The sequence below is a fragment of the Paenibacillus timonensis genome (assembly GCF_022427145.1).
Taxonomy (GTDB): domain Bacteria; phylum Bacillota; class Bacilli; order Paenibacillales; family Paenibacillaceae; genus Fontibacillus; species Fontibacillus timonensis.
In genome coordinates, this window is record NZ_JAKSXN010000014.1 from 26,280 (window position 1) to 38,736 (window position 12,457).

At 54.4% G+C, this 12,457-nt stretch carries 14 protein-coding genes; 13 read left to right on the plus strand and 1 reads right to left on the minus strand.

Translation table 11 applies throughout. The features are described from left to right. Positions 1 to 8: 8 nt before the first annotated feature. The 4 genes from MJ257_RS07335 (at position 9) to MJ257_RS07350 (ending at position 4,032) form a co-directional block, all read left to right on the plus strand. Positions 9 to 1,649, plus strand: coding sequence for a type 2 periplasmic-binding domain-containing protein (locus MJ257_RS07335; RefSeq protein ID WP_240268613.1), 1,641 nt, complete (start codon positions 9 to 11; stop codon positions 1,647 to 1,649). Between the two features lie 23 nt (positions 1,650 to 1,672). Continuing rightward, positions 1,673 to 2,704 (plus strand): glycoside hydrolase family 88/105 protein, encoded by a 1,032-nt coding sequence (locus MJ257_RS07340; RefSeq protein ID WP_240268614.1) that lies wholly within the window; start codon positions 1,673 to 1,675, stop codon positions 2,702 to 2,704. A 148-nt stretch (positions 2,705 to 2,852) separates the two neighbouring features. Further along, positions 2,853 to 3,374 carry a hypothetical protein gene (locus MJ257_RS07345; RefSeq protein ID WP_240268615.1) on the plus strand — a complete coding sequence of 174 codons (522 nt, stop codon included), beginning with the start codon at positions 2,853 to 2,855 and terminating at the stop codon, positions 3,372 to 3,374. Position 3,375: 1 nt separating this feature from the next. Next, on the plus strand, positions 3,376 to 4,032 hold the full coding sequence (locus MJ257_RS07350; RefSeq protein ID WP_240268616.1) for a PspA/IM30 family protein: 657 nt from the start codon (positions 3,376 to 3,378) through the stop codon (positions 4,030 to 4,032). Between the two features lie 96 nt (positions 4,033 to 4,128). Here MJ257_RS07350 and MJ257_RS07355 read toward each other — a convergent pair whose 3' ends face one another. Continuing rightward, entirely contained in the window at positions 4,129 to 4,737 is a 609-nt protein-coding gene (locus MJ257_RS07355) for a TetR/AcrR family transcriptional regulator (RefSeq protein ID WP_240268617.1), read from the minus strand. Between the two features lie 172 nt (positions 4,738 to 4,909). On the opposite strand from MJ257_RS07355, the gene MJ257_RS07360 reads away from it, so the two are divergent. From MJ257_RS07360 to MJ257_RS07400, 9 genes are all read left to right on the plus strand, one after another. Continuing rightward, entirely contained in the window at positions 4,910 to 5,668 is a 759-nt protein-coding gene (locus MJ257_RS07360) for an SDR family oxidoreductase (protein ID WP_240268618.1), read from the plus strand. A gap of 98 nt (positions 5,669 to 5,766) precedes the next feature. Beyond that, the gene (locus MJ257_RS07365) at positions 5,767 to 5,937 is read left to right on the plus strand and encodes a hypothetical protein (RefSeq protein WP_240268619.1); all 171 of its coding nucleotides are present in this window, start codon (positions 5,767 to 5,769) and stop codon (positions 5,935 to 5,937) included. Between the two features lie 160 nt (positions 5,938 to 6,097). Next, on the plus strand, positions 6,098 to 6,442 hold the full coding sequence (locus tag MJ257_RS07370) for a hypothetical protein (protein ID WP_240268620.1): 345 nt from the start codon (positions 6,098 to 6,100) through the stop codon (positions 6,440 to 6,442). Continuing rightward, entirely contained in the window at positions 6,429 to 6,914 is a 486-nt protein-coding gene (locus MJ257_RS07375; RefSeq protein WP_240268673.1) for a nitroreductase family protein, read from the plus strand. The genes MJ257_RS07370 and MJ257_RS07375 overlap by 14 nt, the downstream gene beginning before the upstream one ends. 237 nt (positions 6,915 to 7,151) lie before the next feature. Continuing rightward, positions 7,152 to 9,527 (plus strand): RNA polymerase recycling motor HelD, encoded by a 2,376-nt coding sequence (helD, locus tag MJ257_RS07380; RefSeq protein WP_240268621.1) that lies wholly within the window; start codon positions 7,152 to 7,154, stop codon positions 9,525 to 9,527. Between the two features lie 180 nt (positions 9,528 to 9,707). Continuing rightward, positions 9,708 to 10,715, plus strand: a complete 1,008-nt coding sequence (locus MJ257_RS07385) for a GPP34 family phosphoprotein (RefSeq protein WP_240268622.1) — start codon at positions 9,708 to 9,710, stop codon at positions 10,713 to 10,715. Positions 10,716 to 10,729: 14 nt separating this feature from the next. Then, a complete protein-coding gene (locus MJ257_RS07390; protein ID WP_240268623.1) occupies positions 10,730 to 10,990 on the plus strand; it encodes a helix-turn-helix domain-containing protein in 261 nt (86 codons plus the stop codon). Between the two features lie 156 nt (positions 10,991 to 11,146). Continuing rightward, complete coding sequence (locus MJ257_RS07395) at positions 11,147 to 11,635, plus strand: GNAT family N-acetyltransferase (RefSeq protein WP_240268624.1); 489 nt, start codon at positions 11,147 to 11,149, stop codon at positions 11,633 to 11,635. A gap of 157 nt (positions 11,636 to 11,792) precedes the next feature. Further along, positions 11,793 to 12,419, plus strand: coding sequence for a GNAT family N-acetyltransferase (locus tag MJ257_RS07400; protein WP_240268625.1), 627 nt, complete (start codon positions 11,793 to 11,795; stop codon positions 12,417 to 12,419). The last annotated feature ends 38 nt before the right edge of the window (positions 12,420 to 12,457 follow it).

A 12,457-nucleotide genomic window follows, 5' to 3' on the forward strand; every position in this document is an offset into this window, starting at 1 on the left:
ATCGAGAAATGGGCAAAAAGTTCACCTGGATCCTGGTTTCTGTGATCATCGTAGGTTTATTGTCGGGTTGTATGGGCGGCAGCGGCAAGAACGCCAATCCGAACAACGGCTCGGAGGAGCCGACGCCTTCGGCCAATAAAACTGCAGACGGCAAATATGCCGATTACTCGGCCGGATTTCCCGAGAAGGTCACGCTGGAGCTTCCGGTTTATGAAAGGGCTTTCGAGGGCTGGAATGTCACCGACAACTACTATACGCGCTGGATTCAGCAGGAATTCGGCGATAAATATAACGTCACCGTGAAATTTATTCCGATCACCCGCAGCAACGAGGTGACGGATTACGAGCAATTGCTGGCTTCGCATAAAGCGCCGGATATTATTTTCCATTATGATATGCCCCAGGCTTTGGCCTACTACGGGGAGGGCGTGATGCAGGAGCTGGATTTGGACGAAATCGCCCACTACGCGCCAACGTACTGGAAAACGATGGGTGAGACCATTAAGCAGTATGGAACAGTCGACAAGAAAAACGTGTTTTTCTTCGGCGAACGTCCAAGCCTGGACAGCTTTACGACGCTGATTCGCAAGGATTGGGTCGAGAAGGTCGGCATGAAAATGGAGGATTTGACCTCCCTGGAGAAATATAACGAGCTGCTGGCCAAGTGGAAGGAGGCGGGGCTGGGCACCGGCGGCGAAACGCTGAAGAAGAACAACTACACGTTCAATTACGCGTTCCGCGACTGGCCGATCGACGAGAAATACCGCGCGCTGTATTCCGACTTGGGCGTGGCTGATCTGACGACCGCCGACACCGAACGTTACCTGCGCAACTTGAACTACCAGTACAACAACGGCTTGATCGATAAGGAGTTTTACCTGCGGGATGACGAGAACAAGGCCAAGGCCGAATTCGTGGCGGGCAAAACCGGCACCTTCAGCTTCTATCTCTCCAGCAATACCGACGTGATCACCTCCACCTTGAAGAACAATTCGGATGCGGAATTCGCGGTGCTGGACGCCCAGGCCGGCGTGCCGGAAGGACGGAAGCCTCAGGGACGCGCCTACTGGCCGTTCGGGATGATCATGGGGATTAACTATGAGTCCACCGAGATGGAACGCGCCGCCGTGTGGATGTATCTGGAATGGATGAGCCAGCCGGAAAACCTGTTCTTCCTGCAAAACGGCGTCGAAGGCGAAAACTATACGCTGGATGCCGACGGCATCGCCGTGAAAAAACCGGATTTTAAAGGCGATTCGGTGCTTTCCCAAAACAACAACAAGGACTACTGGTGCCTCGTTGTCGAAACCGTGAAATACGATGATCCGAAGAAGATGCGGGAGGCTTATCTGCGCAGCATGTCGCCGCCGGGACACGAAAAATTGGCCCAGGATTCCTTGGCGTTCTACGACAAGTATGCGGAATTCCGTACGCCGGATGCCTTGTACAGCGTCGTGCTCGAGAAGGTTAATGAATACAAAGCCGACCTGAATTCGCTGTTCCAGGAGCTGTACGTCAAGATTGCGATCGCGCCGGAGAGCGAATTCGACGCCACGTACGAGGCGGCCAAGAAAACGTACCTGGAGGCGGGTTATCAGGAGATTCTCGACGAGAAGCAAGCGGCGATCGATGCCGGGAACTACAAATAGGACCCAAGGCGAGGAGGATGGAGATGTTGAAGTTGAGAACGGCCCCTTCCGAGCTGAAGCCGATCATCGAACGGGTCGCGGAGTACACCTTCGGGATGGATTTGACCTGGGATTGGCCGTGCGGCGTGGCTTATTACGGGATCAGCCGGGCGTTTGAAGCGACCGAGGAGGCGGCTTATGTAGAGCGGATGGTTCAATGGTGCGACGAGTACATCGAGGCGTGTCTTCCGGTCTGGACGGTGAACGCTTGCGCGATGGGGCATATGCTGCTCACGTTGTATGAACAAACGAAGGAGCAGAAATATCTCGACCTGATCCTGAGCAAAATCGATTATCTGCAAAACCAGGCTCCGCGATTCGGGGACCGGGTGCTCCAGCACACGGTGTCGGCGGGCAATGATTTTCCCGAGCAATGCTGGGCGGATACGTTGTTCATGGCGGCGTATTTCATGCTCCGAACCGGGGTGATGCTGGGCGAGAAGCCGTGGATCGACGATGCGCTCCACCAGTTCTACTGGCATATCAATTATTTGCAAAACGAGAATACCGGACTGTGGTATCACGGGTACAATCACCTCAACCAGGATCATATGTCCGGCATCTATTGGGGCCGTGCCAACGCCTGGGCCGCGTACACCATGTCCCGTGCGGCTAAAGGATTGCCGGAGGCCTATTTGTATCCGCCGATGATGCATCTTTGGAGCTCTTTGCGCGATCAGTTGGCTGCGCTGAAGAAGCTGCAGCACGAGGATGGATTGTGGGGCACCGTGCTCGATTACCCGAACGCTTACGGCGAAGTGTCCGCAACGGCGGGGATCGCGGCGGCGATGATCACGCAGGGCAATCCGCTGCACACCAAATACGTGCAGAAGGCGCTGGACGGCGTGCTGAGCAACATCACCGAGCAGGGACGGGTCCTGAACGTATCGGGCGGGACTGCCGTGATGAAGGAAATCGAAGGATATCTTCACATCGATCGAAAATGGGCGCAAGGCTGGGGGCAGGGGCTGACGCTCGCGCTGCTGGCGGCCGTCATCGAAAACGAGCAGCGGTAATCAGATGGGATTGAAGCGGAACCACGTGGTGGTTTCGCTTTTTTTTATGCAAATCGATCGTCCAAGCCCTTAGTTAAGTTTCATTAAAGGTTCGCGCGTTAAGCTAATCCCATCAAGACGGAGAAATCCGGGAAAGGAGGTGAGTGTCGTGAAACGATCTTCCATCGCGGCCGGGTTAGCCGTTATGGTCGTTGTCCTCTTCACAGCGATCGTAATCTCGCAAATGGTCGGCGTGACGACGGCCAGTGCCCATATGGGCCAGCATCAGGGATGGCATGATGCCTACCGTTACGAGCAACGGGGGATGCCGATGATGATGCAACCGGACAGCCGGACGGAGGCGGCAAGCGCCAAGCCGTTATGGCCGATCCTGCTGCAGCTGGCTGCATTGATCGGCGGCGCCGCGTTGTTTGCCAAAGCAAGCGGAATCCTGAAATGGGCGGGTGCCGCGTTCGCCGTTTTCGGCGTCATGAGTTTACTTCCCCCGTTGTGGGGCCTGATCCTTGTCGCCTTGGCCTACTTCTTGTACAGAAAATGGACTAGCCATCATCAGCGACCGTATGCCATTCCGCAACATTCTATCGTTAGCCCGTATCCGATCGAGGCCGGTTTGAACCGGGGCCGATTCCTGGATGAATGGGAACGCAATCAATATAAGGAGGAAAAATAAGATGGGGATTTTTGGAAGAATGAAAGACATGGCGGCGGCCGATACGCACCATTTGCTGGATCGGATGGAAGACCCGGTCAGCATGGCTAAATATTATATCCGGCAGTTGGAGGACCAAATCGATCATGCCCGCCAGGCTTTGAGAAATCAGCTTGCCGCCGAGCAGCATTATGATTTGCTGATTGCGCAAACCGGACAACTCATCGAGAAACGCACCCGCCAGGCCGGATTGGCGGTCGATCGGGAGCAGGACGAGATTGCGAAGCTGGCGATCCAGGAGAAGTTGCATCACGACAAGCTCCGGCAAACGTACCTGGAACAGCGCGAGGTCATCCGGAAGCAAACCGCAGCCCTGAAAGGCGAGATTGGCCGATTGGTAGAGCTGCATCAAGAGCTCGGCAACAAGCTCACATTCCTCTTGGCGCGCAGAAATGCCATGACCGCGCTGCGGGCCACCTCGGCGGCCGTAACGGCCGGTGACACTGGGAAGATCGTCCGCGGGTTCGATCGGATGGAGCAAAAGGTGATGCGGCTGGAGGCCGAGGTCACCTCTTATCAAGCGGTGGATCAAGCCGGACTTCGCCTGGCCGATTGGTCGGAGCAGGACGAAGTTCAGGCCGAGCTGGCCAAGCTGAAAGCGGCCAAACAAAGTTCATAAGTGGAACGCGGCTTAGTCATAGACCGCGATAGGAACAAGAACCTGCCGGGATCACCGGCAGGTTCTTGTGTTGACGAATGCTTTTCGAATGGAAGGTTAATGTTTGCTCCTGACCTCCAGTTTTACGTCGGATTGGCGGTGCAGAATTCGCACCAGTTGCTCCTGCATGTACGACGGGGAGTGAATCAACCCGCTTTCGATCCAATGAAAAATCAGCCCCAGCAGCGCATGAAGCGAATAGATCACCATCAACTCCGTGTCGATGACTTCCGTCTCGCAGCTTTCGCAATGCAAGTCCTCCATGATAATCTGCTTGAGCGATACCAGAATCTTCTCGCGGAGAGCGGGAAGAACCTCGCTGCGAGTCAGGACGGTATAGAAATCGGCATTCCGGGCAACATGATCGAAGATCATGACCGAATGCGCGTGGAGTTCATGCGGATAAAACGCGACGACCTTTTCGTACGGTGCCCGGAAGGCGTGAAGCAGATCCTGGATTTTAGCCTCGATCATATCGTTGAGGAGTTCTTCTTTCGTGCCGTAATTGGCATAGAACGTTCCTCGGTTATAACCGGCTTGCTTGACGATATCCGTGATCGTAACGTCATGGAACGGTTTCTGCGCCATTAACTGCAGCAGGGCGGCGCGCAGCGCGGCTTTGCTGCGCAGGATTCTCGGGTCCGGTTTGGATGTTGTCCGGGTCATCGTTTCATCTTCTTTCTTCGGATTCGTGTACAAAACAGTCCGATGTTGTCCGTTACTGAACAATACATATAAATTTGCTGATTGCGGGCATTTACTGTGATTTTTATACTTGAATTATAAATGATCATTAATCAACACATGTACAGTTTACCATAAAAATGGAGGTAGAACGATGAAGCTAAACGGAAAAGTTGCGGTGGTTACCGGGGCAGCCTCAGGGATGGGGAAAGCGATTGCCGAGCTGTTTGCGGCAGAGGGGGCCAAGGTGGTCGTCTCCGACTTGAACTTGGAGCAAGCCCAGAAAGTTGTCGAAGGAATTGAAGCCAAAGGCGGAGAAGCGATGGGGGCAGCCGCCAACGTCGCAGTGGAGGAAGACGTACAGAAGTTGATCGACGGTACGGTAAGCCGCTTCGGTACGGTGGACATCCTGGTCAATAATGCAGGCATCATGGATAACTTCGTTCCGGCCGCCGATCTCACCGATGCGTTGTGGGATAAAGTATTCGCTGTGAATACGACTGGGCCAATGCGGACGATTCGCAAGGTGCTGCCGATCTTTACAGAGAAGAAAGCCGGGGTCATTGTGAACATTGCTTCGGCCGGCGGGTTGTTTGGTTCCCGTGCCGGGGCGGCTTATACCGCTTCCAAGCATGCCGTCATCGGATTGACGAAAAACGTTGGATTCCAATATGCCACCCTCGGGATTCGCTGCAATGCCATCGCGCCGGGCGCGGTGGAAACGAACATTGCCTCTACACTCACGGCGGTCAATCCATTCGGGATGGAGCGGGCCCAAGTGGGGATGGTCATTAACCCGGGTCTTGGGAAACCCGAGGATATCGCGAAAGTCGCTTTGTTCTTGGCCTCCGATGAATCCAGCTTCGTGAACGGCACGACGGTTACCGCGGACGCCGGCTGGACGGCTTATTAAGCAAAACGCCAGCATCTCTGCATAAAAAGCGGAACCGGGCTGCACCCTAACGCTTAGGCATGCAATATCTACGCAAGTAAAGGAGAGTGCTCTAGGCGATGGAGAAGGAAACGAAACAACCGGCGGATACTCAGAGAACAAACCTTAAAGCCAAGCGGCCGTCCCATTCTAAACCGGCCCAGGACACGGAGTTTGCTGAAGAATTGACGGAAAGCGATATCCGTTCGGCGTTTCAAAACCCGGTTACCGGTGAGGAACGGTTGTACTAACGATGGGAATCGGGAATTCGGACAGACAGACCTCTCACGGGAGGGGCTGTCTTTTTTATTTGTGCCGGGATGGATAAACTTGACAATGGATCGTTCCTTGTATACATTTGTATACAAGTAACGAATCGTATACATCTGTATACGCGGGAGGGATCGAGGAATGCGGGATGGCAGACATGAGTCCGATCGGGGGCATCAAGGTCCGGAATTTCACGCATCCAGGGACCGGCGGGTCCATGGCCGGGGAGGCCAGCGCTCGGTCATGGAGGGCGCAGAGCCGCGGATCCAAAGCGCTCAAACGTTTCGGCGCGGACGGGCGATCGCTTTTTTGGATCGGCTAGAGGTCAAACGCAGGGCGCTTGCACAGCAGTTGAATCAACCGGAATACGACGCGATCAAGCCGGTGATCAGCGGCGAATTGAAAGCGGTCGACGAAATCATTCAAGAATTTATCCATTTGTTCGAGTTAAGGGAGGTAGTTACGGATGAGCATGAGCGCGATTGATTTGATCAAAAGCCGGAGAAACATCAAGGCGTTCAAACCGGATCCGATCGACGAAGAGGCGATGATGGGCTGGCTTGAAGCGGCAAGCTTCGCACCGAACCATCGCTGCAATGAACCGTGGGAGCTGCTCCGCATCGGTCCGGAAACGCGGGCGAAGCTGAAGCACAAGAGCGATTTCTGGGGCGCCCCCGTCGTTCTCGCGCTGTTATCCAAACCCGGAGCAACCGGCATTGAGCGGGATGAGAACGTGATGGCCGCCGCATGCTTTGCGCAAAATTTCTTGTTGGCCGCTCATGAAGCGGGCGTCGGTACGTTCTGGTCTTCCATTGGCGGATTGCCCCACAACCGCGAGCTTCTTGGCGTGGCGGAGGGGTACGAGGTGATAGGAGTATTCGGCATCGGTTACCCGGCCGAGGTGACGGCGGCGAAACCAAGAACGCCGATCGGAGAGAAAATTAAAACGCTGCCCTAATCCGGTGGGATGGCAGGGGGAATAGAATACCAAACCTTATACTTAAAAAGCCGCGTTTCTTCCCTGTAAAGGGAAGGCGCGGCTTTTGGTATCTCTTATTGATAAACGCCAAAAAGCATGCTATATTTGAATAGCATGCGCCAAGTTATGATCAATAAGGTATACCTCTCCTAATTTTATTGTACAGAAAAAATCAACTCGAGTCAACCCCCAAATTTGCAAAAAGGAGTGCTGAATATGAATCAAGAGCTGGAGCGGGAACAGGAACGGTTGGACCGTGTCATGGAGGTCCTTGCGGACAGCATCGGCGAACTGGAGGAGGACACCTCGCGCCGCAGGAACGAGGTCGTCGAGTTCCGCAAGCATTTCTGGGAGGACGTCACGGTGAATTTGGATAACTTCGACGACTTTTTGGAAACGGTCATCAGCCTGCGCCAGCAGGCCGAGGTCTTGTCGTTAAGCCAAAGCAGCCATCGCCAAGCCTCCAAACGCCGGGCGGCGCTGCTGCGGATGCAAGAAAATCCCTACTTCGGACGGATCGATTTCGCCGAGGAAGGGGAACCGGAGACGGAGCGGGTCTATATCGGCGTCTCCTCTTTGGTGGATCCAAGCGGGGAGAAGTTTCTGATTTACGATTGGCGGGCCCCGATCTCCAGCGTGTATTACGATTACGCGCCGGGACCGGCCGAGTACGCCACCCCCGGAGGGACAATTCGCGGAGAACTGGAGCGGAAATGGCAGTATCTCATTCGCCGCGGGCGGATCGAATCGATGTTCGACACCTCGCTGACGATCGGGGACGAGGTGCTGCAGCAGGTGCTCGGCCAAACCGCCAATTCGCAAATGCGCAGCATCGTGGCGACGATCCAGCAGGAGCAGAACCGGATCATCCGGCATGACCGCGCCCGGCTGCTTATCGTCCAAGGCGCCGCCGGCAGCGGAAAAACCTCGGCCGCTTTGCAGCGGATCGCTTATTTGCTGTACAAATACCGCGAACGAATGACGGCAGACCAGATCGTTTTATTTTCGCCGAATGCGATGTTTCAGACTTACGTATCCGGCGTGCTTCCCGAGCTTGGCGAGGAAAATATGCAACAGGTCACGTTCCAGGAATACCTCGATCACCGGCTTAGCGGGTTGTTCGAGGTCGAGGATGCTTACGCGCAGCTGGAATATGTGCTGACGGCGATGGAAGACCCGGATTACCAAGCGCGGATGGACGCGATTCGGTTAAAGGCGTCGGCGTCTTTTTTCGAGGGGATCCAGGCTTATCGGTCGTCTCTGGAGCAAGGCGGCATGCGGTTCCAACCTTTGCAGTTCCGCGGGGAGTCGTTGGTCACGGCGGAAGAGATGGCAGAGCAGTTTTACGGCGGAGACGAAACCCTGCGTTTGTCCGGGAGGATCGAGCGATTAACGACATGGTTGAATGAACGGATCGGCGAGATCGAGAAGCAGGAGCGCCGCAAGCCATGGGTGCAAGAAGCGATTGAACTCCTCAGCAACGAGCAATACGAACGGGCCTATGAGCGCATTCGAAATAAATACGGCCTGACCGAGGATTCGGACGAGGAGATCGAAGGCGAACGCTTGGCGCGGGAGCTTGCACGCCTGGTCGTCCGCAAGAAGCTGAAGCCGGTGCGGGAACAGATCCGTGAGCTGCGGTTCATCGATCTGGCCGGGGTGTATAAGCAGCTCTTTGAAGCGCCGCTCATTCGTACCGGCTCATGGTTGGAAGCAGAGGCGCCGGGGGTGCGGGAAGTCTGGGCGGACGTTTGCCGCATCACGGTGCAGAACCTTGAGGAGGGGAAGTTGTATTATGAGGATGCGACTCCCTTTCTGCTGCTGCATGAGCTGATTCTGGGGTTCCAGGCGAACGTATCCATCCGCCATGTTTTGATCGATGAGGCGCAGGATTACTCCCCGCTCCAGTTCGAGTTTATCAAAAGGCTGTTTCCCGGCGCGAAGTTGACGGTGCTCGGCGACTTCCACCAGGCGATCTTCGCCCATGCCGCCGGTACGGCGGATTTTCAAGGGCTGACTCGCCTATACGGGCCGGAGGCTACCGAAACGATCCACCTGCGCCGCAGCTATCGGTCGACCCGTCCGATCGTCGAGTTTACGCGGAGCTTGATCCAAGGCGGTGAAAATATCGAACCGTTCGAGCGGAAAGGAGACCTGCCGACACTGACGCAGGTGACCGATCTGGCGGAGCTGCACCGCCGCGTTGAACGCAGCGTCGCCGAGTTGAAAGCGCACGGGGCGGCCACGATCGCCATCGTTTGCCGGTCGGCAGCGGAGAGCGCAGCCGCCTATGCGGCTTTGAGTGGGGAACGTATGGCCGAGCTCAAGCTGGTCACCCGCGATTCGATCGAATACAAGCAAGGCGTGGTGGTCATTCCGGCCTATTTGGCCAAAGGCATCGAGTTTGACGCGGTGATCATTTACGATGCTTCGGCACAGTCCTATGGTGAGGAGAGCGTGCGGCGACTGTTTTATACCGCCTGTACCCGGGCGATGCACCATTTGCACCTGTTCAGCGTCGGGGCGGCCAGTCCGTTTCTGGAACCGGCGATCAACCAGGGGCTTGTATTGGTTAATAAGCAAGGGAAGTAAGGCCATTCGAAAATACGCGATTTCCCAATTGACAAAACGTTCCGAAAGGAATATGTTGTAAATAGTAAGTCGTAAGTAGTAAGTAATAAGTGGTAAGCGTGAAGTTGGAAGCAGGAAGTTCGGGAGTGACGTTTAGTTGGTGGAGGTCACTCGATTCCAGAACGATAGGGGAGTTTGGCGATGGCAGAATTGAAGGAGCTTACCTTGGCCCAGCGGTTCTCGATGATCGCGCTGAATGCGCAGCGAAGCAACATGATGACGACCGTGAAGAAAATCTCGCTCCGCGCGATGGCGGCGGCGGTCATTCTAGAGGTAAACCTGGATGGAGGGTTAACCGCTGCGAATGGCAAGATCGAGGATGCACCGGGTCCGGGGAGGAATGCATCGAGCGGGGATTTGGCTTACCGGGAAGCGATCTTGAAGCCGGTCGGGTCGAAAGCGCGCGGCCGTCAACTTCAGCTGCCGTGGTGGTTAAAGCGGGCCTCCTCGCTGCCCAAACGGACAATAGACCGTTTCGAACTCGCCATGGCGAAGTCCCTTTCAGATCTGGGAATGATGGAAGAGATCCCGAATTTGCTCGGGTGCGATATGTATTACGAGTCGGCGGGCGTGACGATCAAAGAGTACCGCTGCCCGATCCAAGAATATACGAGGATTACGGAGGGGTTCCGGGCGGAAATCCTGGAGGAGGGGCCGATCAGCGACGATGCGGTCTGCCTCTTGTGGCTGCTGCGGGAAAGCGGCTGCTTGCCGGACCTCTTCTCGCGGAATGAACTGGACCTTGTGGCGACAAGAATGAACGAGCTGGACCTAAGCGATTCGTTGGCCCATACGATCTTTCCAATACGAATCTACCGGGGATGGGAATTCGGGGTGAAGCATGCGCTGCGCATGAAAAAATCTTTCGTCCGCACTACGGTCGGCACCGGCATGCTGTTCTTGTTTCCGTTGCTGGACCGGTCGCAGGCGGTATTTATCGAGACGGAGGCGTGGTTCTCCAACTCCAAGCAACGGCTGGAGGCCGTCAAAGAACGGCTTGAAGCGCAGGGCCATGTGTTTACCGTGCTGAAGGACGGGGAGATCCCCATGATCAAAATCGACAATCTGGTTTATGAAGCGGTTCCGCATTTCGTGACGGTGCGCGTACCGATCCAAGGGGTCCGGCTGCTTCCGAAACGCCCGATCTAAAGGAGTCCTGCCCCATGTCCAGACAACGATCCATGGAAGCCATTCAAGCTTCGGAGTTCGTCACGATCGGCGAACTGGCGAGGTTGACGGCTACCCGATACAGCACCTTGAAGTTCTACACGGAGGAAGGCATGCTGCCGTTCGAGCAAGCCGAGGAGAATCTGACGCGTCGGTACCGGCGGGAAGAGACGGTGGAACGAATCTCGCGGATCAAGCAACTGCGCTCCGAGGGGATGTCGGTCCCGGAGATCAAAGCGATGCTGACGATGGAATAATCGATTTATGAGCAACAGAGACCTCTGCGTTGGCGGGGTCTTCTTTTTTTATAACGGAATCGTTCCTTTCGTCCCCTAACGATCGGATGTATAATTATGGAAGGGGGTTTGATTACGGATCGAGATAGGGATGCGCAAAACCAAGGAGGGAATTCCATGCTTAGATTATGTACAGATCAGGATAAGGAGGACATTTATCAGATCGTTAATGATGCTGCGCAAGCCTACAAGGGGGTTATCCCTGCGGACAGGTATCATGAACCGTATATGACGAGAGATGAATTATCCGATGAAATCAACCATGGCGTCGTATTTTGGGGCTATGAAGAAGGTACCCAATTAGTAGGAGTCATGGGGATCCAGGATAAAGGGGAAGTTTCTTTAATTCGACATGCTTATGTTCGAACCCAGCAGCGGAAGAGCGGAATAGGCTCAAAGCTTCTAACTCACCTCATGAATTTAACCGATAAACCGATCTTAATCGGAACTTGGGCATCGGCGGATTGGGCCATCCGCTTCTATGTCAAGCATGGCTTTCGCCTGGTGTCACCCGCGGAGAAGAATCAATTGCTTCGCACTTATTGGAACGTTCCTGACAGACAAATCGAGACCTCGGTCGTGTTGAGCAGCGAAGGTGCTCGGTGATGGAGCAAGATCAACGGCTGAACAAAGGCTGGCTATGGTTGACGGTATATTTCCTATTATTGATCTTAGCCACAAACCACGCTTACGGCTATTCCTTATTGGACAGCTTCCTGGAGTTCTTGGGGATTGGAAGTTGGACGAAGGAAGGGCAGACCCAGTGGCACATCACATCCTTGATCGCTATTCCTATATTATTACTTTGCTTGTACCAGACGGTGCGTTATATGAGGGGAAAATATCCGAGAATCCTGCTTGTCATCTTCATTGCATCGGTCATCTTGAGTGTGGCGTATCCCCAATTCACCCAAGGGATTGTTCATTCTCTCTATGGCTAGACAAAGGGCTGGTCGGAGGTGATTCAATGCGAAGAAGAATAGATGAACAGCTACTGATCGCTTTATTCGACTTAAGTCACTCCGAAGAGTTGTTCGAACTCATACATCATAACCGGGATCATTTCGGCAAGTGGCTTGAATTCCCCCATAAGACTCATACCGTTGAAGATGCTAGGAATTTCATTACAAGATGCATCCATAAAAACGCGTCCGGGAATGGGGGTTGGTGTGGCATATGGGACGAGCATCGATTAATCGGAGCAATAGGGCTTAATCGGATCGAGATTAGAGTTCAACCCGAAAATCTTAGAAGCCGAAAAATCCCCGAAAGCATCGGATTTGCCCAAGAAGGCACATTGCGCCAAGCGGAATGGTTCATCGACCGTTTCGTTGATAAAGTGGTTTATGGGCTATTCAAAGAGGAGTGGAATATGGCGAGTTCCTCTTAAGGGGATTGGAAAGCAACGGATCTGAGCCAATAATAGTG

Excerpts from the sequence above, each read along its gene's own strand:
- MJ257_RS07395 (WP_240268624.1), top strand. The coding sequence starts at position 11,147 with ATGCTTAGATTATGTACAGATCAGGATAAGGAGGACATTTATCAGATC.
- MJ257_RS07390 (WP_240268623.1), top strand. The coding sequence starts at position 10,730 with ATGTCCAGACAACGATCCATGGAAGCCATTCAAGCTTCGGAGTTCGTC.
- MJ257_RS07375 (WP_240268673.1), top strand. The coding sequence starts at position 6,429 with ATGAGCGCGATTGATTTGATCAAAAGCCGGAGAAACATCAAGGCGTTC.
- MJ257_RS07365 (WP_240268619.1), top strand. The coding sequence starts at position 5,767 with ATGGAGAAGGAAACGAAACAACCGGCGGATACTCAGAGAACAAACCTT.
- helD (WP_240268621.1), top strand. The coding sequence starts at position 7,152 with ATGAATCAAGAGCTGGAGCGGGAACAGGAACGGTTGGACCGTGTCATG.
- MJ257_RS07340 (WP_240268614.1), top strand. The coding sequence starts at position 1,673 with ATGTTGAAGTTGAGAACGGCCCCTTCCGAGCTGAAGCCGATCATCGAA.
- MJ257_RS07355 (WP_240268617.1), bottom strand. The coding sequence starts at position 4,737 with ATGACCCGGACAACATCCAAACCGGACCCGAGAATCCTGCGCAGCAAA.
- MJ257_RS07370 (WP_240268620.1), top strand. The coding sequence starts at position 6,098 with ATGCGGGATGGCAGACATGAGTCCGATCGGGGGCATCAAGGTCCGGAA.
- MJ257_RS07335 (WP_240268613.1), top strand. The coding sequence starts at position 9 with ATGGGCAAAAAGTTCACCTGGATCCTGGTTTCTGTGATCATCGTAGGT.
- MJ257_RS07350 (WP_240268616.1), top strand. The coding sequence starts at position 3,376 with ATGGGGATTTTTGGAAGAATGAAAGACATGGCGGCGGCCGATACGCAC.
- MJ257_RS07360 (WP_240268618.1), top strand. The coding sequence starts at position 4,910 with ATGAAGCTAAACGGAAAAGTTGCGGTGGTTACCGGGGCAGCCTCAGGG.
- MJ257_RS07385 (WP_240268622.1), top strand. The coding sequence starts at position 9,708 with ATGGCAGAATTGAAGGAGCTTACCTTGGCCCAGCGGTTCTCGATGATC.